At 37.6% G+C, this 23,582-nt stretch carries 20 protein-coding genes and 1 pseudogene; 6 read left to right on the plus strand and 15 right to left on the minus strand.

Annotated features, from left to right (window positions below):
- Positions 1-191: 191 nt before the first annotated feature.
- A pseudogene (gene tnpA, locus RZN25_13255) lies at positions 192-496 on the minus strand (IS200/IS605 family transposase).
- A gap of 200 nt (positions 497-696) precedes the next feature.
- Between tnpA and ytvI the strand changes: the two are divergent.
- Positions 697-1,812: a sporulation integral membrane protein YtvI gene (ytvI, locus tag RZN25_13260; protein ID MEQ6377782.1), complete on the plus strand. Its 1,116-nt coding sequence runs from the start codon at positions 697-699 to the stop codon at positions 1,810-1,812.
- Between the two features lie 696 nt (positions 1,813-2,508).
- Here the strand turns inward: ytvI and RZN25_13265 are convergent.
- The 8 genes from RZN25_13265 to dnaE all read right to left on the minus strand — a co-directional run bounded on the left by RZN25_13265 (position 2,509) and on the right by dnaE (position 13,751).
- Positions 2,509-2,898, minus strand: coding sequence for an FxsA family protein (locus RZN25_13265; protein MEQ6377783.1), 390 nt, complete (start codon positions 2,896-2,898; stop codon positions 2,509-2,511).
- Between the two features lie 520 nt (positions 2,899-3,418).
- Positions 3,419-5,179, minus strand: a complete 1,761-nt coding sequence (pyk, locus tag RZN25_13270; protein ID MEQ6377784.1) for a pyruvate kinase — start codon at positions 5,177-5,179, stop codon at positions 3,419-3,421.
- A 53-nt stretch (positions 5,180-5,232) separates the two neighbouring features.
- Entirely contained in the window at positions 5,233-6,192 is a 960-nt protein-coding gene (gene pfkA, locus RZN25_13275) for a 6-phosphofructokinase (protein MEQ6377785.1), read from the minus strand.
- Positions 6,193-6,418: 226 nt separating this feature from the next.
- Positions 6,419-7,375, minus strand: coding sequence for an acetyl-CoA carboxylase carboxyl transferase subunit alpha (gene accA / locus RZN25_13280; GenBank protein ID MEQ6377786.1), 957 nt, complete (start codon positions 7,373-7,375; stop codon positions 6,419-6,421).
- Positions 7,372-8,226, minus strand: a complete 855-nt coding sequence (gene accD, locus RZN25_13285; protein MEQ6377787.1) for an acetyl-CoA carboxylase, carboxyltransferase subunit beta — start codon at positions 8,224-8,226, stop codon at positions 7,372-7,374. Before accD ends, accA begins: the two co-directional genes overlap by 4 nt.
- Positions 8,227-8,326: 100 nt before the next feature.
- Positions 8,327-8,929, minus strand: a complete 603-nt coding sequence (locus RZN25_13290; GenBank protein MEQ6377788.1) for a GntR family transcriptional regulator — start codon at positions 8,927-8,929, stop codon at positions 8,327-8,329.
- A 93-nt stretch (positions 8,930-9,022) separates the two neighbouring features.
- Positions 9,023-10,258, minus strand: coding sequence for a malic enzyme-like NAD(P)-binding protein (locus RZN25_13295; protein ID MEQ6377789.1), 1,236 nt, complete (start codon positions 10,256-10,258; stop codon positions 9,023-9,025).
- Between the two features lie 154 nt (positions 10,259-10,412).
- The gene (gene dnaE, locus RZN25_13300; protein ID MEQ6377790.1) at positions 10,413-13,751 is read right to left on the minus strand and encodes a DNA polymerase III subunit alpha; all 3,339 of its coding nucleotides are present in this window, start codon (positions 13,749-13,751) and stop codon (positions 10,413-10,415) included.
- Between the two features lie 130 nt (positions 13,752-13,881).
- On the opposite strand from dnaE, the gene RZN25_13305 reads away from it, so the two are divergent.
- The 3 genes from RZN25_13305 (at position 13,882) to RZN25_13315 (ending at position 15,026) form a co-directional block, all read left to right on the plus strand.
- Positions 13,882-14,214, plus strand: a complete 333-nt coding sequence (locus RZN25_13305; protein ID MEQ6377791.1) for a YtrH family sporulation protein — start codon at positions 13,882-13,884, stop codon at positions 14,212-14,214.
- Positions 14,214-14,720: a hypothetical protein gene (locus tag RZN25_13310; GenBank protein MEQ6377792.1), complete on the plus strand. Its 507-nt coding sequence runs from the start codon at positions 14,214-14,216 to the stop codon at positions 14,718-14,720. Before RZN25_13305 ends, RZN25_13310 begins: the two co-directional genes overlap by 1 nt.
- Positions 14,721-14,825: 105 nt before the next feature.
- Positions 14,826-15,026 carry a hypothetical protein gene (locus tag RZN25_13315; GenBank protein MEQ6377793.1) on the plus strand — a complete coding sequence of 67 codons (201 nt, stop codon included), beginning with the start codon at positions 14,826-14,828 and terminating at the stop codon, positions 15,024-15,026.
- Positions 15,027-15,350: 324 nt separating this feature from the next.
- On the opposite strand, the gene RZN25_13320 is transcribed toward RZN25_13315, so the two are convergent.
- Positions 15,351-16,316 (minus strand): bifunctional oligoribonuclease/PAP phosphatase NrnA, encoded by a 966-nt coding sequence (locus RZN25_13320; protein MEQ6377794.1) that lies wholly within the window; start codon positions 16,314-16,316, stop codon positions 15,351-15,353.
- 99 nt (positions 16,317-16,415) lie between these two features.
- On the opposite strand from RZN25_13320, the gene RZN25_13325 reads away from it, so the two are divergent.
- Entirely contained in the window at positions 16,416-16,724 is a 309-nt protein-coding gene (locus RZN25_13325; protein MEQ6377795.1) for a YtpI family protein, read from the plus strand.
- Positions 16,725-16,778: 54 nt separating this feature from the next.
- Here RZN25_13325 and RZN25_13330 read toward each other — a convergent pair whose 3' ends face one another.
- From RZN25_13330 to RZN25_13340, 3 genes are all read right to left on the minus strand, one after another.
- Positions 16,779-18,092: a DRTGG domain-containing protein gene (locus tag RZN25_13330; GenBank protein ID MEQ6377796.1), complete on the minus strand. Its 1,314-nt coding sequence runs from the start codon at positions 18,090-18,092 to the stop codon at positions 16,779-16,781.
- A gap of 424 nt (positions 18,093-18,516) precedes the next feature.
- Positions 18,517-19,200 carry a metal-dependent hydrolase gene (locus RZN25_13335; GenBank protein MEQ6377797.1) on the minus strand — a complete coding sequence of 228 codons (684 nt, stop codon included), beginning with the start codon at positions 19,198-19,200 and terminating at the stop codon, positions 18,517-18,519.
- Positions 19,201-19,422: 222 nt separating this feature from the next.
- The gene (locus RZN25_13340) at positions 19,423-20,091 is read right to left on the minus strand and encodes a PspA/IM30 family protein (GenBank protein ID MEQ6377798.1); all 669 of its coding nucleotides are present in this window, start codon (positions 20,089-20,091) and stop codon (positions 19,423-19,425) included.
- A 134-nt stretch (positions 20,092-20,225) separates the two neighbouring features.
- Between RZN25_13340 and RZN25_13345 the strand changes: the two genes are divergently transcribed.
- On the plus strand, positions 20,226-21,329 hold the full coding sequence (locus RZN25_13345; GenBank protein ID MEQ6377799.1) for a Xaa-Pro peptidase family protein: 1,104 nt from the start codon (positions 20,226-20,228) through the stop codon (positions 21,327-21,329).
- Positions 21,330-21,515: 186 nt separating this feature from the next.
- Here RZN25_13345 and ald read toward each other — a convergent pair whose 3' ends face one another.
- Positions 21,516-22,634, minus strand: a complete 1,119-nt coding sequence (gene ald / locus RZN25_13350) for an alanine dehydrogenase (GenBank protein ID MEQ6377800.1) — start codon at positions 22,632-22,634, stop codon at positions 21,516-21,518.
- A 98-nt stretch (positions 22,635-22,732) separates the two neighbouring features.
- Positions 22,733-23,491, minus strand: a complete 759-nt coding sequence (locus RZN25_13355; protein MEQ6377801.1) for an SDR family oxidoreductase — start codon at positions 23,489-23,491, stop codon at positions 22,733-22,735.
- Positions 23,492-23,582 lie beyond the last annotated feature (91 nt).

The following is a 23,582-nucleotide window of genomic DNA, read 5'->3' on the forward strand; positions in this document are numbered from 1 at the left end:
ACTAGCTTTTACGGCATAAGTATCTATTTTCTTTAAGAAACGACCTTGGTAGCCTATTCTTTTGATTTTCAACATATCTTTTTATGGTTTCGACCTGATTGGTCATGACAACGTCCAAAAGAAGTCGGAACGAGAAGCATATCAAGAGTCTATCTAGGCTTGTTGAGAGAAGTGCCTTGCTATACGCAATACGTCCTTAGGCTAGGCAAGTGCTGAAGGTGCGGGAACTCCGCTCTCGTTTTTTTAGAAGTGAATCCTTTCATTTTAGCCATGATCTCTGAAGGACTTCGTTTTGGGGTGCGCTTAAAAAAATATGGGCATGGTCCTTGTCGCATTCGATAGCCACAATTTGAATTTCGAATTCTTCCCACACTTCTTGTACCAATTCTTTAAACCGTTTTTCTAGATCTTCCTGCAGAAAAATCTTCCTTCTATAACGAGGGAAGAAAACAAAATGATAGTTTAATAAGGACACCACAAACCATCGGTTTAACATGTGGTACTCCGTATTTGACCTCACTCTCCTCCCACGCCTAAAGGAGTGGGCTATCTCGTTTGAAAAATCTGTAAAAAACACAGATTCTGAAAACAATTTAAAAACCTCCAAAGAAGGCTATACGTATAAATGTATGGTGCCATACATACTTATAGATACAGAAACAAAAATGACCTATTAAGTAGATAGGAGTATGTTCGATGTCGAAACCATTTATTTATCGAATCCTTCGTTTCCTTTTCGTGGTTGGAACAATTATATTAGGAATTATTGCTCTTCTTTGGATTTCTAAATATACATATCCCTTTTTAATTGGCATATTTGTCTCATTTTTAATTAATCCATTGGTAAACTTTCTCGAGCATAAAGGAAAAATGCCTAGGTCACTTGCTGTTTTAGTTATCATCTTATTATTGTTAACTGTTATCATTGGGATTATTACAGTTCTAGTTGTTGAGATAGTAAATGGCTTTACCTATCTTGCATCTATTGTTCCTAGCCATTTTCGTATCCTAGTTGAATATATTGAAGTATGGACAACATCTACTTTAATTCCTTTATATAATAAGTGGTCCATAGCTATACAGTCTCTTGATCCATCCCAACAAAATGCAATTATGGAAAATATCAGCGACCTCGGAACAAATGTAGCTGAAACAGGTTCTCAAGTTTTGCAAAACATTTTGGAGTGGATCCCAAAACAATTAAGTAAAATACCAAATATTGCTACTGTTATCATTTTCTCTCTCCTGGCAACCTTCTTTATTAGCAAAGATTGGTATCGTCTTGGGAGAAAAGCAAAAAGCTTAACTCCCAAAAAAATTGCTCTTCCGTCATCTAACGTGTATGAAGGACTAAAGAAGGCGCTTGTGGGATTTATACGTGCTCAACTTACTCTTATTTCTATTACAGCCGTCATTGTTTTACTGGGCTTAAACATTTTACGTATTGACTACGCTGTTACGATTTCTATCATTATCGGTCTTGTTGATTTACTCCCTTATTTAGGAACAGGCCTTGTTTTTGTCCCTTGGATTATCTATATGTTCTTTACCGGAAATTACTTTTTAACCATAGGTTTATCTATTTTGTATGGTGTTGTAATTGTTCAAAGACAAGTTATGGAGCCAAAAGTATTGTCCTCTAGTATAGGGCTTGATCCACTAGCAACATTGATTTCTCTTTTTGTAGGATATCAATTACTAGGTTTACTCGGATTAATCGTTGGACCAGTTTTCATTGTTATCTTGAACACCCTGAACAAAACCGGAGTCATTCGCGAGATATGGAGTTTTATAAAAGGGCCTGTCTATTAAGAAAAGCGCAAGCGCCCTCGATCATCGACGTAAGGTGGTGGACCTCATCGATATTAAGGATCGTCGGCTAAAGCCGTCACATCGTGTGACAACGCCGACGTGACCTACATCGTGTAGGCCCAAAGGAAACACGGTTCACGAGGGCTCGCATCCTGCGAGTCAGTTCGGTGTTGCGACAAATGTTTTCGGTGGGCCGAGTAATCGGATGTCGCGTTTTTAACCGAACCTCCTTCATCGATGTTGACTTATCGATGGAGAGGAGGGAACCGACTCTAGTCGATAGGGCGCTGGAGCTAGACAAATTTTATACTTTCTTATCTGGTAAGAAAAGCGCAAGCGCCCTTCGAAACAAGAAAAGCACTTGTTTCTGCGAAGTAGCTCTAAGTAGCTTTCCTTACCCGAGGCAAAAGCTTCGAAGATTACTCGATGAAGCTTATTCGCACGAGCTTGACAAATTTTCTTATCTTGTAAAAAAGATGCTTCCTCATATTACGAGGAAGCATCTTTTTTTGTTTATGTCAGCTTAGGTGAGTGGAACCTATTTTTATGATCTATGTGAAATAGCGTGTGCCACAATTAATTGCCATAAAATAAATCGGAGGGTGGCACATAAATCAATACTTTGGCACGGAAATTCACCAAACAAAACGACAAACCAAATGGTTCGACTTTAAAGCTTGTTTTTATACCTTTTTTCTATCTTATAATCGTTATTGTTCCGCGATCTAACATTTTTCGGATTATTTGCTTCATCCAAATTTTAATTGGGCGTCTAGTTACTGGGAATAAGAGAAGAAAACCAATTGCATCTGTAATAAAACCTGGGGTAAGCAAAACAACTGCTCCAACTAGAATACAGATTCCATCTATAATTTCTTCTTGGGGAATTTGTCCATAACTTAAGCTTGCCCTAGCCCTGGTAAGAGTTTCGATTCCTTGCACTTTTGCAAGATAAGCCCCAAGAATCCCTGTTAAAATAATGAGAGCAATGACCCACCAAGGTCCAATAATTCCTCCAGCCCAAACAAAAATACCAATCTCACAGGCAGGAACCACAAGTATAAATAATAATAACCAACGAAACATCATCGACTCCCCTTTTTTAGCATTTTAAATAAAAGTTACCCTTGAAGCTTTTCACTATTATAATATATACGTAATAAAGTGAAACTTCAATCAGTGGACGTTCCCCACTGATTGTTAGCACCCAAGGGCATGACTTAAAGGCCCTTGAACCAATCGGACATTTACGGGCAACCAACCATGAAGCAAGCTTCACCAACAAGGATGAAAAATTGAATGTTTTATTTTTATGAGAGTTTATCCCCCACTACTCTTTTTGTTTCACTTAAGACTTTAGGGGGGTATTATTGCTCATTCATGGGGGATAAAAAACAAATACAAAAGGGCTGTCGAATATTCACGACAACCCTATCCACACATAAAGGAAACTTCAATCAGTGGACGTTCTCCACTGATTGTTAGCACTAAAGTGTCCTAAAGATCCTTGAACCAATCGGACATTTACGGGAGTTTATCCCCACCTACTCTTCGCATTTCACTTAAAATTGGAGGGAGGTATTACTGCTTGTTCATGCGGGATAAATTAAAGTACGCTTGCATGTCCTCTATAAATATCCCCACGACTTGAATCAATGGTAATGTCTTCCTTGTCTTGAATCAATGTAGTGGCATTTTCTACTCCTACTATAACTGGAATACCTAGGCTTAAACCAACAACAGCTGCATGTGATGTTAATCCACCTTCTTCCGTAATTAATCCAGCGGCCTTTTCAATAGCTGACATCATATCACGATCTGTACCGATAGTAACTAAGATATCTCCATCTTCTACCTTATCAATCGCTTCTTGTGCGGAGCGTGCAATAACTGCTCGTCCATATCCTAATTTTTGTCCGATACCTTGCCCTTTGGATATAACGTCACCAATTACATGGACCTTCATCAAATTCGTTGTACCCTTTTCACCTACAGGAACTCCTGCTGTAATAATGACTCTATCCCCGTGATTAAACAGACCTGTTGCTAGTCCATTGCGAATACCCGAGTCAAGCATTTCATCGGTTGAATGTGCTTTTTCACCAATAACTGAATGTACTCCCCATACTAGAGATAATTTTCTCTTTACATCTTCATTAGCAGTAACTGCAATGATAGGAGCTTCCGGTCGATACTTTGAAATCATTCTTGCTGTATGACCACTTTCTGTTGGAGTCAAAATCGCACTGACACCTAAATTCATAGCGGTATGAGAAACGGACTGACTAATAGCATCCGTAATTGTCATGTCACTAGTCTTTGAACGCTTTGATAAAATGAGTTGGTGGTCAAGAGCAGTTTCTGCTCGGGCAGCGATATTATGCATGGTTTCTACTGCTTCTACTGGATAAATTCCAGCTGCAGTTTCTCCAGACAACATAATTGCATCCGTACCATCAAAGATGGCATTGGCTACGTCACTCGCCTCAGCTCTTGTTGGTCTTGGGTTACGTTGCATGGAATCCAGCATTTGAGTAGCAGTTATAACTGGCTTTCCTGCTGTATTACATTGTCTAATCAATTCCTTCTGAACAAGTGGAACCTCTTCAGCAGGAATCTCTACTCCAAGATCTCCACGAGCGACCATTAATCCATCACTGATTTCAAGGATCTCTTTAATATTGTCTACCCCTTCTTGGTTTTCAATTTTAGGAATAATATGAATATGTGTTGCGTTATTTTTTTCCAATAGTTCTGTAATGTCAAGAACATCTGATGCACGTCTAACAAAAGAGGCAGCAATAAAATCGACACCTTGCTCAATTCCAAACAAAATATCGTTAGCATCCTTATCCGTAATCCCTGGAAGTTTGACACTTACATTTGGAACATTAACACCTTTCTTGTTCTTAAGAATCCCAGAGTTTTTAACAACTGTTAGGATTTCTTTCTTAAATTGGTCAATTTCAGTCACTTCTAATTCAATAAGACCATCATCTAGAAGGATCGTTCCCCCTATGTGTATATCATCGATAAGACCAGGATATGTGATAGAAAACTTTTCTTTCGTGCCTTCTACTTCATTCATGGAAACGATCACTTGAGAACCCTTTTCTAAATGAACCTCACCATCCTTCATGATTCCAGTACGAATTTCAGGTCCCTTCGTATCAAGTAGGATTGCAACTGTCTTACCGGTAATTTCTGAAGCTTTACGAATATTGTCGATACGCTGCTTATGTTCCTCATGATCACCATGCGAAAAGTTTAAACGAGCAACGTTCATGCCCGCCTCAATTAATTTTACTAATGTCTCTACAGATTCAGAAGCTGGACCTATAGTACATACAATCTTTGTCTTTCTCATTTTCATTTCCTCCTTCACGATAATAACAAGGACAAGAAGGATTTCTCTTCCTCTTAAATCGATAGTTCAGTTGATAGTTTGTACATATCCAAGTCAATTCGATGTTTTTGATTAAGTGCCTCAATAATGTCATGGTCAACTAATTCATTATTTTGTATTCCTACCATTCTGCCCGCTTTTCCTTCTAGTATAAGATCAACAGCTTTAGCGCCTAAGCGGCTAGCAAGAACACGATCAAATGCTGTAGGCGAACCTCCACGTTGTGTGTGACCCAAAACGGTTACACGCGTTTCAAAACCTGTAGCAGCTTGAATTTGTTTTCCAAATTCCACTCCGCTACCTACACCTTCAGCCAGAATAATAATACTATGACGTTTTCCTCGCTCTGCTCCTCGCTTCAAACGTTCTACCACTTCATTTAAATTTACTCCTGCTTCAGGAATCAAAATACTTTCTGCTCCATCAGCAAGACCAGCCCAAAGTGCAATATCTCCTGCATTTCTTCCCATTACTTCGATAACATATGTACGTTCATGGGATGTTGCTGTATCACGAATTTTATCAATAGCCTCAATTACTGTATTAAGAGCAGTGTCGAAACCGATCGTAAAATCTGTACCTGGAATGTCGTTATCAATCGTTCCAGGGACCCCTACACACGGAAATCCTTTTTCAGTTAGCTTTTTGGCCCCCATAAAAGAGCCATCCCCACCAATAACTACAAGACCTTCGATTCCAAACTTTTTTAACTGTTCAATTCCTTTTTGTTGTCCTTCTTCCGTTTTGAACTCTTCACATCGTGCGGTATAAAGAACTGTACCTCCACGTTGGATGATATCTCCCACAGAACCAATTTCCATTTTCTGTATATCGCCATTGATTAATCCTTGGTACCCATATTTAATTCCATATACTTCAAGGTCATGGTAAATTCCTTTACGTACGACAGCTCGGATGGCAGCGTTCATACCAGGTGAATCTCCACCACTAGTCAAAACTCCAATTTTCTTCATAAAAATCACCTCTTTTTATTTTGAAAAAAGTATACCTATCTTATCTCTCCCCATACAAAGATAATGCTAAACCTTTGATTTGACAACTATATTTCTGCTTTTTTTCTGTTTTCGTCAATCCTTACGAAACGTAATCGCTTACACGTTCCATTCCTTGGAAAATTGCACAAATGGAGGAGCAAAAAAATCTCCTGCCTATGGTATCCCTATAAGCAGGAGTGTATTTTTAACCTTCTTGATACGCTCCGATTTGATTATATTTTTCCCATCGAAGCTCTAGTAATTCATCATTTGAAAATGTTTTTAATTGCTTTAGACTTATTTCTATGATGTTATTAATATTTTCTGCTGTTTCTTTTAATGATCGATGGGCGCCACCTTTACCTTCAGGAATAATATCATCAATAATTCCCAGCTCGTATAAATCTTGGGCTGTAATTCGTAAAGATTCAGCTGCTCTTTTCGCTTGAGAAGAATCCTTCCAAAGGATAGTTGCTGCTCCTTCAGGAGAAATAACTGAATAAGTGGAGTTCTCAAGCATATAAATGCGATCGCCTACTCCTAGTGCTAACGCTCCGCCGCTCCCACCTTCTCCGATAACTATACAAACAATGGGAACGGTAAACCCAGCCATTTCTTTTAAATTTCGAGCAATAGCTTCACTTTGTCCCCTTTCTTCTGCAGCCTTTCCAGGGTAAGCACCCTTAGTATCAATAAAACAAATAATCGGACGATTAAATTTATCAGCTTGTTGCATTAAACGAAGTGCCTTTCGATAACCCTCAGGGTGAGGCATACCAAAGTTACGACGAATATTTTCCTTTGTATCCTTCCCTCTTTGATGCCCAATCACCGTGACTGGATGGCCTTTATATTTGGCAATTCCTCCGATGATAGCTTCATCATCTCCATATAACCTATCTCCATGAAGTTCAATAAAATCAGTAAACAATAGATCTATATAATCTTTTGTTGTCGGCCTGTCTGAATGTCGAGCCATTTGAACTCGATCCCACGGCTTCATGTTCCCATAAATGTCTTCTTCTAACTTTTTAAGTCTCGATTCTAGAGTTAGTATTTCATCAGATAAATCAATAGAACTTTCACTTGTAAATTTCTTTAGTTCATTAATCTTAGCACGAAGCTCCACAATAGGCTTTTCAAAGTCTAATACATTTTTCATTGGCTTTCATCCCCCTCGTCATGATGGATGTCAAGCAGTGTAGTTAAAGTTTCCTTTAGTTCGTTACGAGGGATGACTTTATCTAATTGGCCATGCTCTAATAAAAACTCCGCAGTTTGAAAATCATCTGGAAGTTTTTCTCGAATGGTCTGTTCAATGATTCTTCTCCCCGCAAAGCCAATTAGCGCTCCCGGTTCAGCAAAATTATAATCCCCAATAGAAGCAAAGCTTGCAGATACCCCCCCAGTGGTAGGGTCAGTCATGACAATAATAAGAAGGCCACCATCCCTATGAAAACGCTCAATGGCTACTGAAGTTTTAGCCATTTGCATTAAGCTAATTACACCTTCTTGCATCCTAGCTCCACCGGATGCAGTAAATAAGATTAACGGAAGTTTTTCCTCCCTTGCCTTTTCAACTGCTCGTGCAATTTTTTCTCCAACAACAGAGCCCATACTCCCCATTCGAAATCTTGAATCCATGACTCCGATAGCAGTCGGAAACCCTCTCATTTTTCCCTTACCTGTAACTATAGCTTCGTGCAATCCTGTTTTTACTTGATCCTTCTCAAGCTTTTCTGTATATGAAGGGAAATTCAATGGATTGGAAGATGTAAGTTGCTTGTCCCATTCTTCAAAACTTCCTTCATCTAAAAGACTATTTATCCTTTCATAGGCAGCCATTGGATGATGGTAACTACAATTGGGACAGATATCTATATTTTTGACAACTTCTTTTCGATAAAATATCTTTTGGCAGCTTGGACATTTTTGCATAAGTCCTTCTGGAACATCATGCTTCGCTTCCTCTCTTGGAATCGAAGCATACCTTTTTTTCTTACCGATAAGCAAGGTGACTCCTCCTTTATATAAACCCAGAACAATCTCATACATATACTAACGTATTTTAAGAATAAGAATTGTTATATTCTGTCGTTTAACACTCGTCAATTTATGCATACATACTTTGTACTGCTAATTCAATTTCATCTTCCTGATCTTTTTGTATAGCTGATAGTAAATAATCATAACAACTTTTATCTATTTTTTCTTGATTAGTAACATAATAAAATTCATTCAATATTTTCCAAATAGTCAAAAGAAGTTCGTTGTTAATTTTGGAAAAGAGGATTAGAAAAAACTTCAAATGAATTTGATCGTCATCTTGTTGTAGGACTCGATATAAATGATCCTTTATTTCTAAATTAAAAGATTTTGCAACTTTTTTTGCAACTTCCTTTTCAATCATTTTTTTTATTTCTTTTATTTCTTTTTTCTTATGGCCCTCCGTTAAAATAAAGGAGGCTAAAGTTTCAATAAAATAATAGGGACGATAGGCACGAAGAAAGGTACCTTTCCCCCGTCTAGTTTCTATAAGTCCAAGTAACTGCATAGCCCTTAATGCTTCCCGGATGGAGGAGCGACTTACCTTTAACTGCTCTGAGAGTTCTCTTTCAGAAAGAATTTTATCCCCGGGTGCTAAATTCTCTTGTTTGATGTAATATTGAATCCTCTTCAGTACATCTTCATATACTTTGGATTTTAGTTGTGTCATATGGAAACCTCCCTTCCTACTCTCGTAAGTAGAGAGGAGAAATCCTAAACCTTTCATAGATTTCTCCTTTATACTTATGAGCAGAAGCCCCTATCAATCCTCAATTGATGCTAGTTGTCTTGTTTTTTCAGCAATCTCTTCTGGGTCTACTTGAAGTCTAGCCACTCCGGATTCCATGGCAGCCTTGGCTACACTTGCAGCAACAGCAGGTGCCACTCTTGCGTCAAATGGCGCTGGAATTACATAATCTGGGTTCAGTTCATCCTCAGAAATTAAAGAAGCAATGGCCTCTACTGCAGCAATTTTCATCCTTTCATTAATTCTTGTTGCTCTAACATCTAAAGCTCCCCGGAATATTCCAGGAAACGCGAGAACATTATTTACTTGATTTGGAAAATCCGAGCGCCCTGTACCTATAACCTTCGCTCCTGCTTCTTTAGCATCGTCAGGCATGATTTCAGGGTCTGGATTAGCCATTGCAAAAATGATAGGGTCTTCATTCATGGAAGCTACCATTTCTTTAGTTAATAAACCTCCAACTGATACTCCGATAAATACATCGGCTCCTTTTAATATATCAGATAAGTTGCCCTCAATTTTATCCTTATTCGTCATCTTGGCAACCTGATCTTTTACGTCGTTCATACCATAGCTTCGTCCTTCGTATATAGCACCCTTTGAATCACACATGATCATATCGCGGACACCAAAAAAGTATAATAATTTTATGATAGCAATTCCAGCTGCTCCAGCACCGTTGGCCACAACACGTATATCTGAAAAAGATTTCCCTACTATTTTTAGGGCATTCAATAACCCAGCAACGGTTACTATAGCTGTGCCATGTTGATCGTCGTGAAAAATAGGGATGTTGGTTTCTTTCTTTAATTGTTCCTCAATAATAAAACAATTAGGTGCAGCAATATCTTCTAGATTAACTCCCCCAAAAGTAGGTTCCATAAACTTCACTGTTTGAACAATCTCGTCAATGTTATGAGTATTTAAACAAATAGGAAAGGCATCTACACCAGCAAAGCTCTTAAATAAGACCGCTTTCCCTTCCATTACCGGTAGCGCTGCTTCCGGTCCAATGTTTCCCAGTCCAAGAACTGCTGAACCGTCACTAACGACCGCTACCATATTTCCTTTCATTGTATAATCATAAACGGCTTCTTTTTTATCATATATAACTTTACATGGCTCAGCTACACCTGGTGAATAAGCAAGGCTTAAGTCTCTAGAATTTTTAATGGGAACCTTAGAATGTGTAGCTAATTTCCCTCTATGAACTTGGTGCATATGTAATGCTTCATCTTTTAAGTTTGACACGTGATATCCGCTCCTTTTTAATCTATCACCGTCTTATCACATTCTCCTCAAATTGGTCAGACCACTATACTACTTCATTATAACAAATGATTAGAATGTGTAAAGCGACACTCCTTAGAATAGTAATTTTGTATTTGGTATTAACTGTTATTTGTTATCTTACCGCCACATTTTCTTGACCTAGTTTTTCTTTTATAATTTTTAAACATCCATGTTTCAACTCAAGCAAATAGGATTCCCCTAATTGATAAGTTTGTTTACTTTCAGACATATGCAAAATGACTGGTGAACTACCAGGGTATTCCTGGCTTAGTTGATTAAGTAGGGAAAGCGTTCGCTCCCGGTCCTTCTCTTCTATTTTCAAGAAAAGACGAGACACTTTCTCCTTTTCCACTTCTTCCTCTATAAGAGGATAGATATTTTCGATCACCCATTGCAATCGCTCTCGCCTTTTTTCCAATTTCCCATGAATGATGACCATCATCTCTTCCGAAATCATTCTATTAACTTTTCTGTACAACTCTGGAAATAAAACACCATCGATTTCTTCCCACTCGTCACTTAAAGACAAGAAGGCCATTGATTCCCCTCTTTTAGTTCGGATTGTTTTTATGGAATGGATAATCGCACATGTCTTTTGATGATTCAAGCCCACTCTCTTCGTAGCTTCCGCAAAAGAAATATATCCTTTCTTTTGTAGTGTTTGTCGGTAACTAGAAAGAGGATGGCTAGAAAGGTAAAATCCTAGTACTTCCTTTTCAAGAGAAAGTTGTTGTAAAGAAGAGTATGGTTCCACTTCAATATAATTTCCTTCCAATTCGATATCCATCTCAAATAAAGATTCCTGATCTTGAAATTCAGCAAATAATTCTCCTTGCTCTATAGCCTTATTTAAAGAGGCTAGTAAGGAAGCACGATTGGAATGTAGCCCATCAAATGCTCCTGCCAAAATTAAATTCTCCATTGTAGCTCGATTTACTTTACTTAACGATATTCTTTGACAAAACTCATATAAACTAGCAAATGGCTTTTTCTTACGTTTGGAAACTATTTCTTCTACAGCCTTATACCCTACCCCTTTTATAAGGGCAAGGCCCATTCTTATGTTTTCTTCTTCCACAGAACATTTTCCAAAGCTAAGGTTGATGGAGGGTGGCAATACTTCGATCCCTGTCCTTCTAGCTTCTTGAACATAGTGACGAACCTTCTCCTCATCACCTAAGAAAGAACTAATCACCTCAGCATAAAAATACTTGCTTTCATGAGCCTTTAGATAAGCTAACTGATAGGAAATCATACTGTAAGCAACTGCATGACTCCTGTTAAAGCCATAATTAGAGAAACGGACGATCCAATCGAAGACTTCAAAGGCAATTGCCTCCGTATAGCCCATTTGGAGACATCCCTTTACAAATCTGCTCTTTATACTCTCCATTGTTTCTCGATCTTTTTTACTTACAGCTCGTCGGAGAAGATCTGCTTCTCCAAGAGATAGACCAGCAAAAACATGGGCAATTTCCATAATTTGCTCCTGATAGACTAGCACCCCATAGGTTTTCTCTAAAATGGGCTTGAGAGCTTCATGTGGATAAATGATTTTTTCTTGATGATGCTTTCGACGAATATAATTATCGATAAATTCCATCGGACCTGGTCGATATAGAGCATTGACAGCAACTACATCCTCAAAGTGAGTAGGCTTCAAATCACGCAATGTTTTTTGCATCCCCTGTGATTCAAGCTGGAATATCCCCAAAGTTTTTCCAAATTGAAGCAGTTGAAAAGTGGGACCATCATTTAATGGAAGGGCAGATAAATTTATTTTTCTTCCTGTTTGCCTCTCTACAGATAATACTATGCGTTCCATCAAAGTTAAATTTCGCAAACCCAAAAAATCAATTTTTAATAATCCAATTTCCTCTAAATCATTCATAGGATACTGAGTTAAGGGTATTCCATTTTGCCCAGGTAAAGTGGGTGCAAAATGGACGAGTGGGCGTTTGCTGATTACTAGACCAGCTGCATGTGTGGATGTATTCCTTGGTAGTCCTTCAAGTCTAATCGCCATTCGAAACAAATGCTTCATTTCCTCGTTCTTTGCTATGTAATCTTTTAGAGAAAATGAATTTCTCACCATTTCCGTCAACTTACCATCAGAGGATTTAGACAGCTCACGTAGGACAAAACTGGAATCCTGTTGATCAATACCCATAACCTTAATTAACTCTCGAACAATGGAACGAGCGGCAAAAGTTCCAAATGTTACAATTTGAGCTACATGATTTTCTCCATATTTATTGAGAACGTAATGAATGACTTCCTCTCGACGGTGATCTGAAAAGTCAATATCTATATCCGGCATAGATATTCTTTCGGGATTAAGAAACCTTTCGAATAAGAGACCGTATTTTAATGGATCCACCTTGGTTATGTCCAACAAATAAGCTACTAACGACCCGGCAGCAGATCCACGCCCAGGACCTGTCATGATTCTTTGAGTGTGAGCAAATTTCATAAAATCCCATACAATTAAAAAATAATCACTAAATTTCATTTCTTTAATAATGGATAATTCATAATTTAATCTTTCTCGAATCTCATCGTTAACCATTTGATACTTTTCAGAAAGTGCTCTTTCACATAACATGGATAAGTATTCATCTGAAGTATAAGATGATGGAGTCGGAAACTCAGGAAGCATAGCTTGATGTAATGGAATTTCCAATTTACATTTACTGGCAATATTACTAGTTGAATGAATGATTTCATTTCCATATTCTAAACTTAGTTCTTCCATTTCATTAGGATTTTTTAGGTAATGGGAGTCCCATACCTCTTCTTCTTTAGTTTGACTCCACTTTTTTCCATGGCGAATGGCTTGTAGCGCACGGTAACTGTCTGCATCTTCCTCATGAAGAAAATAGGCTTGTTGTATTAATGTAATGGGATATTTATTTTCAGAAACAAGCCACTTATTAAATTTTCTTTCTTCTTTCTTCCCATGGTCTTGGATAGCAAGAAAGCATGTTTGCCTATCAAATTCGCTCAAGAACATAGTAGCTATCTTTTCCAATTTTAAAAGGGCATGCTTTGAATGGTCCATACCCATCCATAATTCAGTAACACCAACTAAAGCAATCAACCCTCCGTTCCGTGATAACAATTCATTAATTTCGCACCCCATCTCCTCTTGTCCTTGAATAAGAGTACTTAAGGCAAGTAAGTTTTGATATCCTTTCTCATCTTTAGCTAGTAACGTCACTGGAACTGAGTATTCTTCTATAACAACGTTGATAATCATACCTATGATTGGCTCTATATTTTCCTTTTTACATTTACGATAAAAATAAGCAGCACCATACATGACCTCTTCATCAGTTAGAGCTACAGTATTCCATCCTTCTATTTTAGCATGTTCAATTAAAGCATCAATTTGAATCATGCTTTTCATCAAAGTATATCCACTTCTAATTTGCAGATGTATAAACGACATAATTTGTCACTTCTCTTTCTTTTCCATCTCTATTATTATATCTCACTCCCTCACTCAAATGAACCTTCGTCATATTTTAAATTCTTGTCCATAAACATGAAGTATCAGGACTTTAGAAAAGAGGATGTCTATGGAAGAAAGGTTTATTGTTTCCGTCGTCCAATGTTACTTCATTGCATTGGGTGTTATTGTGGGAGGAGCATTCATTGGAAGTATTGGTGCATTTCTCGTTGGGGAGGCGCCGATGACCTCTATAAAAAATATTGCAAAGGGGCTTCGCATCTGGGCAATCGTTGCAGCAATAGGAGGAACCTTTGATGCCATTTCCAACTTTCAGGTAGGACTTTTCGAGGGAGAAACTTTAAGTGTTATAAAACAAGTTGGAATTATTATATCAGCTATGGCAGGGGTTCAAACCGCTTTCCTTATCTTAGAATGGTACATACAGGAGGAGATCAACTAATGCAAATTCCTCCTCTGTACAAAAAGCAAAATTGGCAGTATTTTATCATCGGCTTAATTCTCGGGGGTTTTTTAGGCTATGGGGTCTTTCTCTATATGTATGGTGAGCTAACAGAACGTTGGATTGAAGAAAATTTAAGTTTGCAAAGCCAAGTCAGAGATTTAGAGAAAAAATTAGAGGTAGAAAGTGAGAATAAAGAAGAGTTAAGTAAAAAAAGCCAGCAAAAAATAACTGTACAAGAAATTGAAATTGAACTATTGAATGCGGAAGAGCTCAGACTTGATCGCCTCAGTGTAAGATTACTTACAGATGCCGTAAAAGATGAGGCATCAGACGTGCTCGGAAAGGAAATTCAATCTGTTAGTAATAATCGTACACTCTTAAAAAGATCTATTGAAAATAAAACCTATAAAATTGACTCGTTTGCCTATGGTGTGAAAATAGAACACCTTACTATTTCACAGACGGTTTTCCTTTCCCTTAAGATTACCATTCGGAGTCGATAATTTCCCCTTGAAAATATGAAAAGTTTGTGAAATTTTCAGAATAATGTGGCTTTTTAAAATAGGATAACATACAATAAAAGCATATAGTAAAAGGGGTGAATTGCGATGCTCGTTTTAAGTGGCCATCGACTTGTAAGGGAAAAAACCGAGAGATTAATGAACGGGTATTCCGCATTTGCTGAAACCCAAGATCTCATACGTCTAATTGAAAGAGAAATCACACGCCATAATTTAGAAGTTTATCGGGATGTTACGGAAAACGGATGCTGGTTTATTCCTATTGAGTCAAAAGAAATCCAACACTAATGAAAAACACGACCTTTCATAAGGTCGTGTTTTTTGTTTATTGGTAAACCGAAGCTTCAATCAGTTGCCGTCCCCCACTGATTGTTAGCACCTAAGGGGTATGACATAAAGGTCCTTAACCAATCGGACATTTAGGGGCAGCCACCCATGAAGCAAGCTTCACCAACAAGGATGAAAAATTGAATGTTTTATTTTCATGGAGTTTATCCATACCTACTCTTTTCGTTACAATTAAGACTTGAGGTGGAGATATTACTACCCGTTCATGCGGGATAAAAAACCCCAGTGTTCAATTAATTTTCACGCCAGGGTGTGAATGTAAAATCATGTATGCTCCTTATATAAGGAATCGGTATATTCTTTACAAACTTTTTCTAAATCCTCTACAACCTTTTCTACTTCATCCCAATGATAAATCACTGCTCCCGATGCTAACGGGTGCCCCCCACCATTATATTTTGTAGCCACTTGATTAATAACGGGGCCTTTTGAACGAAGACGTACACGTATAACATCATCCTCTTCTACAAAAAACACCCAAGAAAGAATACCTTCAATATCACCCAATATTCCAATCATTTGTGAGCTTTCAGTTGGACTTACTTTAAATTTTTCTAAGATTCCCTTTGTTAGTTTAACAGAACATACTCCAACATGGGATACAGAGAAGTTTTGCAGGATATATCCTTTTAAGCGAGCTATATCAGGAGAAGTATTATAAATTCCTTCATGCAACAGCGCTCGATCAAAAGGATATTGAACAAGATCTGCCGCGTAGCGTAATGTTTTGTTAGTTGTACTTGGAAATAAAAATCTACCGGTGTCACCTACTATACCTGCATAAAGCAGTCTTGCAGCATTGGTGTTCAATATAAAACCATCCTTTTTGGCACCCAGAAACCATTCGTAGATCATCTCACTAGTTGAACTAGCATCCGTGTTTACCCATTGATAGTCTCCGTATTGATCTACATTTGGATGGTGATCAATCTTAATGATAGTTTTTCCTAACTTAAAGCGTTCATCACTTATTCTTTCTTGATTAGCTGTATCACAAACAATGATTAGTGCCCCATCATACTTTGCATCCCCTATATCATCCATCGTAGCTAAATAAGTTAAGGATGGATCATCCTCTCCTACTGTAAATACCTTTTTTTCTGGAAAACTAGTACGTATGATTTCAGCCAATCCACATTGTGATCCTAAAGCATCTGGATCAGGTCGAACATGTCGATGGAGGATGATCACATCATGGTCTACTATCGATTTTGAAATAACATTATTCATTCCTTCTACCGCCTCTCCGATATTCCTTTGTTCTTCTAGCATAAACTATAAAAATTAGATACAATGATGAAGGATTGTTTATATTAGGAGGAGTTATGTATGTTTATAATACCTGTGATAATTATTATCTCTTTAACCATGTACATTTATTATAAAGTACGTATATTAAGAATGGACCATATTATTGAGCAATATTATGCAAATTCAAAAGCTAGAATCGCTCTTGGTCTATTTGTTACTGCTTTCGGTGTCAATGAGTACATTTATTATCAAACCCGAATTTCATTATTCATAGGGATTTTATTTATTATTCTAGGAGTATATAATATAACTTTTGGTTGGAAAAGCAAGAATTATCATCGCCAAAAATATCAAGAATATCAAGTATCTCCAAAAAACGAGAGTTAATGGTTTTGATAGTGCGAAAGACTGGTCAATAGAAAAAGAGACCAGTCTTTTACACTATCTATCGATAAGCTGGGCCATCATCAGGGTTTTTCCTACTAAACTTTTCTCGTGGAAAACTTCAACATCAACTTTCGCGAATTTTCGTCCAGCCTCTAATAATTTAGGTTTTAATGTTAACTTGCTCTCAAGTTGAACCGGCTTTATAAAATACGTAGTTAAATTTTCAACAACTAAATCTCCCTTTTTATACTGCCTCAAATATCTACTTCCTGCTTCTGTTACTAATGATGTAAACACTCCATATGATAGTGTTCCTAACTGATTAGTCATCTGAGGCGTTACCTCTGTTTGAAATACAGGTTGTTGATTTTCTTCAAAAACCATTTCTAGATGGTCATTAACAATATCATCTATGGTATCACCAACTTGAGGTTGTCTTTGAACCTGTTGAAGAGCTTTCAAAACATCTTGTCGTGAAATGATTCCCTTTATCTTATTACTATTATCCACAACCGGTAAAACCTCAATCCCTTCCCACACCATCATGTGAGCGGCATTGGCTAAAGAAGTTTTCAATTGTACGGTCATAGGATTCTTAGTCATCACTTTTTCAATGGTAATCGATCGTTCTTTCCCAATTACATCCTTACTTGTTACCATTCCGACCACTTTCATTTGTTCGTCCACCACTGGGTATCGACTGTGCATAGTTTCCTCGTTATACTGGTACCACTTTTCTAAAGAATCCACTACATGTAGAAAATAGGATTGCTCTAATGGCGTATGAATATCCTCTACTAGGATAATTTCTTTTTTAATTAACCGATCATAGATCGCGCGGTTAATCATTGTGGCAACAGTAAACGTATCATAACTAGTTGAAATGATAGGGAGTTTTTTTTCATCAGCTAGCTTCTTAACATTATCTTCTGTATCAAACCCACCAGTGATCAGAACTGCAGCTCCCTCTTTTATGGCCAACTCATGAGCATTTGTACGGTTACCTACAATTAATAAAGAACCTGCTTCTGTATACCTCATCATTGCGTCTAGCTTCATGGCACCTATTACAAATTTGTGAAGAGTTTTGTGCAATCCTTCGCGACCACCAAGAACTTGTCCATCTACAATATTAATAATCTCAGCATAAGTTAACTTTTCAATATTATCTTTTTTCTTTAATTCGATTCGGATGGTCCCTACTCGTTCAATGGTACTAACCATTCCTTGGTTTTCCGCTTCCTTTATGGCACGGTAAGCAGTACCCTCACTTACACCTAAATCTTTAGCCACCTGTCGAACGGAAATCTTACTACCAATACTTAATGATTCAATGTGTTGTAAAATCTGTTCATGCTTAGTCGGCATTTTTATTCACCATTCTTTCAACTGTACTACTAAATTTGCTCTTAGTGTTATTATACAGATGAAACAAAATTGCTTCAAATTATATTTGGAATTATTCCTAAATGACAAAAATAATATCTTATGACAACTCCCACAGCTAAAGCAGTGGGGTTCTAGGATACTAACAAGCTTCTCTGTAAAAAAGATGATTCCCCTTTTTTGAGAAATCATCTTTTAAGTCGAGCTTGATTTGGATCTATGGGTAGCACCTAAATGAACGATTCTATACGTATATGAAGTTCATCTCACCTAACCTTCCCAAACAAGAGGATATTGTCACTTAAAACCTCAAAACCGTCACATAGAATTCTAGAGCATGGAACTCGAATAAACATTCCGGTATGGTTTGATTAAAACGTTTAAAGGTTTAAAGCAATTCCCCTTTTTATAATTCTATTGCCTCTCCAATATTTAGTACTTTCCCTGTTGTTCCTTTCAGACTTTTAGCAAACCTTTCTCCATCCTGATTTATAAGCGGGAATGTATTATAGTGAATAGGCACTACATATTTAGGATGTAACCATTCTGCCGCAACCTTTGCATCTTCTGGTCCCATTGTGAAATTATCACCAATAGGTACGAAAGCGACATCTATATTATTCATATCTCCTATAAGCTTCATGTCAGAGAATAGTGCGGTATCTCCTGCATGAAATATTGTTTTTTGATTAATCGTAAGCAAAATTCCTGCTGGCATTCCAGTGTATATAATCTCCTGATTTTCCTCATCCATAAAAGAAGAGCCGTGGAATGCTTGAGTAAATTTAACCCTACCAAAATCAAACTCATGCGCTCCACCTATGTGCATTGGATGTGTATCTACTCCTTTAAACCCAAGATAGTTTGCCAATTCAAATGGAGCAATCACTAAGGATTGACACCTTTTAGCAATACTCACAGTGTCACCTACATGGTCACCATGCCCATGTGTAAGTACAATAAAATCCGCATGAACCTTTTCGGCATCTAAATCACAATTGCCATTACCAGAAATAAAGGGATCAATTAAAATAGTTTTCCCATTAGCCTCCACCTTAACGACGGAATGCCCATGATAAGATACTTTCATTTGACCAACTCCTCTTTTTTCGCAATTCTATTAGCCTAATACTTAACACTATTCCCTAATACAGTTTCAAAAAACCATTACACTTCTTCAAGATGCAAGTGTTTTGAATTATTTATCCCGCATGAACGGGCAGCCCGTAAATGTCCGATTGGTTGAAAGGCCTTTAGGTCATACCCTTGGGTGCTTTCAATCAGTGGGGTCAGCTACTGATTGAAGTTTCACTTATTCTTTTCCTAATTTCTTTTTCAAGGCTGCTAGCTCATCCTCTACTCCTGAATCGTCTAACTTCTTCAATTCATCATCTAGAGAGCGATTGGAAGTTTCTAAGTCTTCCGTTGTCTCCGCCTCAGCTTCGAACTGCAAAACTTTTTCTTCCATTCTTTCAAATCCACGTTTTGAATCATCATTTCCGATGGAAGACATAGTTCTATTCATCTTTGTTCTTGTCTTGGCAGATTCCGCTCTGGCTTTTAAGGAATCTTTTTTAATCTTCATTTCGTGATATTCTCGTTTCATTTCATCAAGCTTCGTTCGGAGATTTTCTGTATCTGAATGAGATTGTTCATAGATTACTTTTAAAGAGTCTACCTGATTTTGTTGGTTTTGTTTATCTTCAAGAGCACGGCGAGCTAAATCTTCATCACCTGCTTCAATGGCTTTTTCTGCATGTGTTTGGCGTTTTTTAACCATTTCCAACGCATCATCATATTTCCTCTTTAACATTTTCTCACTCGCCATCTGTTTTGCAACTGCCGATTCAGCCTCTTGAATGTCTTCTGCCATATCACGCATAAATTGATCCAACATTTTCACTGGATCTTCTGCCTTTTCTAACATGGAATTTAATTCTGAATTCACGATTGTTTTCACACGTCCAAAGAATTTAAACATTGGTATATCCTCCTTGTTTTGATTCTTATAAAAGTAATACGATGTAACCTGGAAATCGTTTCAAAAAAGTTTATTTTTCTTCTATTATTTCCATTTGATATAATGAACTTCAATGAGAAAAGGAGGTAATTTGCATGAGAATTTCTGTTTTACAAGAGCTACTTGATAAAAATGGTGAAGAAGCTATCTTTCTGACATCACGCCGGAATATTTTTTATATAAGTGGCTATGATACCGATCCTCATGAAAGAGTGGTTGGTATCTATGTACCTTCCTCAACAGAATTTAAACCTGTTATGATATTACCATCAATGGAAGTTAATGATGCGCGTCAAAGTGGATGGTCCCACGATATCATTGCTTATCAGGATCAATCAAATCCATGGGATTTATTCTCTACATATTTACAAGAAAACAAACAAATCCCAACCCAAATTGCTCTGGAGAAGGACCATTTAACTGTCTCTCGACAAGAACAATTGAAAAATTTTTTCCCCAATGTAACATGGTCCAGAGGGGATGAATATCTTCAGAATTTACGTGTTCAAAAAGATAAGAAAGAATACACACTAATGAAGCAAGCAGCAGCTCTTGCTGATTTGGGAGTAAAAATAGGAATAGAATCATTGGCTAAAGGAAAAACAGAGCTAGAAATAGTTGCAGATATTGAATATGGATTAAAGAAACAAGGAATAAGAGAGATGTCTTTTTCGACTTTAGTCCTTTTTGGAGAAAACACTTCCTCACCTCATGGTACTCCAGGAAAAAATACCTTACAGGATAACCAATTTGTTTTATTTGATTTAGGAGTTGTTTTTGAAGGATATTGCTCTGATATAACAAGAACTGTATTCTATGGTACGCCGACAGAAGAGCAGAAAAAAATCTATGAGATTGTAAAAGAAGCTCAGCAATTTGCTATTAATGAGTGTAAGCTTGATACTCCAATTGGAGTTATTGACAAGGCTGCACGGAATTATATTGAAGATGCAGGGTATGGAGATTATTTTCCGCATCGAATCGGCCATGGAATAGGAGTCGATGTTCATGAATACCCATCCATTCACCAAGACAACACACTATTAGTAAAAGAAGGGATGGCATTCACTATTGAACCTGGAATATATATCCAAGGTCATGGTGGGGTAAGAATCGAGGATCAAATCTACATGACAGATAAAGGACCAGAAATTCTTAATCAAATTCCTAAAGAACTACAACTTATAATGCCTAAATAAGAAAAGCGCAAGTGCCCTTCGAAACAAGAATAGCACTTGTTTCTGCGAAGTAGCTCTATGTAGCTTTTCTTTGTGCGATTACTCGGGGCAAAAGCTTCGAAGATTATTCGGTGAAGCATTTTCACTGGAGCTAGACAAATTTAATACTTTTGTATCTTTATAAAAAAACCGGGGTATCCCGGTTTTTTATTTTCTTAACAAAGTATGTGCGTCTGAATATCCCAGACCATGAGCTTCTGCAACAGCTTGAAAGGTTACAAACCCTTCCAATGTATTTATCCCCTTAAGTAACGCTTCATTATCTACACAAGCTTGCTTATACCCCTTATTCGCTAATTGAAGCGCATAAGGAACGGTTACGTTTGTCAAAGCAATTGTTGAAGTTCTAGGAACAGCTCCTGGCATATTGGCAACTGCATAATGAAGAACTTCAAGCTTTATGTAGGTAGGGTTGTCATGGGTTGTAATTCGATCAGTTGTTTCAAATATCCCACCTTGGTCAATAGCTACGTCAACAATAACAGATCCTGGAGTCATAGCCTGTACCATTTCTTCTGTCACAAGTCTCGGAGCCTTTGCTCCTGGAATAAGTACTGCTCCAACAACTAAATCAGATTCTTTTAAAGCTTCTGCTATATTTAATGGGTTAGACATGAGAGTATTAATGCTAGATCCAAATATATCATCTAGTTGACGTAAACGATCCGGATTTAAATCGACAATCGTAACGTCTGCTCCCAATCCCATAGCAATTTTTGCTGCATTTGTTCCTACGACTCCTCCACCAATTACAGTAACCTTTCCACGGCTAACACCAGGTACACCACCTAGGAGAATGCCTTTTCCACCTTTTGTTTTCTCAAGGAATTGTGCTCCAATTTGTGAAGCCATTCTTCCTGCAACTTCACTCATCGGGGTAAGTAACGGTAAAGAACCATTAGGTAGTTGAACCGTTTCATAGGCAATTCCAACAACTTTTTTATCGATCAGTGCTTTTGTTAGTTCAGGTTCTGGGGCTAAATGTAAGTAAGTAAATAAAATCAGCCCTTCATAAAAATAATAATATTCTTCAGGAAGAGGCTCTTTTACTTTCATGACCATCTCTTGACTCCAAGCTTCCTTCGCAGTTGAAACAATTGTAGCTCCAGCTTCTAGATACTGCTCATCAGTAAAGCCAGATCCTATTCCTGCTTCTGTTTCAACGAATACTTGATGACCTGCACTAACTAAAGTCATAACTCCTGCTGGTGTCATTGCAACTCGGTTCTCGTTATTTTTAATTTCCTTTGGTACACCAATATTCATGACATAACCTCCTTGTTCGTTAAAATACCGCTTCTACTATACCATCATTTCTAACGGAAATGATACATCATTTTTCATATTGTTGAAATTGTTACCATTTACCGGAAACGATGGATAACATCTAACCCTCCTGTTGCATCGATTACAGCACCTGTAATCAGATCGGAATTTCCTTGACATAAAAAATCTACTATTCGTGCAATATCTTCCCCCGTTCCAGATCTTCCAATAGGGGTAACCTCATCCCGAATACGGCGACTTTCTTCAATTGTAGCTTCCTTCATTGATCCTGTAATATTCCCCGGACATACCATATTTGCTGTTATCCCATTTTCAGCTTCCTCATAAGCAATGGTTTTTGTTAAAGAAACAAGTCCGACTTTTGCTGCCGCAAATGCACCTCTATAAATCCATCCGGCAGCTGAGCCAGCCCCTTGAAAACCATAAGTTATAATTCGTCCAAAATGCTGCTCTCTCATGACCGGGATTGCTTTCTTATAAAAATGAAAAACAGAGGTCAAATTCCCTTGAATCATCTGGTTCCATTCTTGTTCCGTATAATCGGCTATTTTTTTTCGTTCAAATATATAAGGGCCGGCATTATGTACTAAGTAATCAATTCGTTGAAATCGTTCCATGACAGATTCCATCAAGCGATCAATATCTTCTTTTTGAGTTACATCAGCTTGTACAATATGAATGCGCTCTTTATGATGCGGGTACCTTTGAAGGAGAGATTCAGCTTTCTCCAAGTCCTTATGATATGTAACAGTTACAGAGCACCCTTTTTCAATAAACGATTCGACAACTTGCCAGCCTAGTCCTTTGGATCCAGCAGTAACTAGTGCGTGTTTCACGGTACCTACCCCCTCTTTTCTTTTAGTTTACCAAGAAAAGATCTTACTTCACCAATTTTTTGTATCAAAAAGAAATCGCATAGGAAAGATC

It is taken from the genome of Bacillaceae bacterium S4-13-56 (assembly GCA_040191315.1).
Taxonomy (GTDB): domain Bacteria; phylum Bacillota; class Bacilli; order Bacillales; family JAWJLM01; genus JAWJLM01.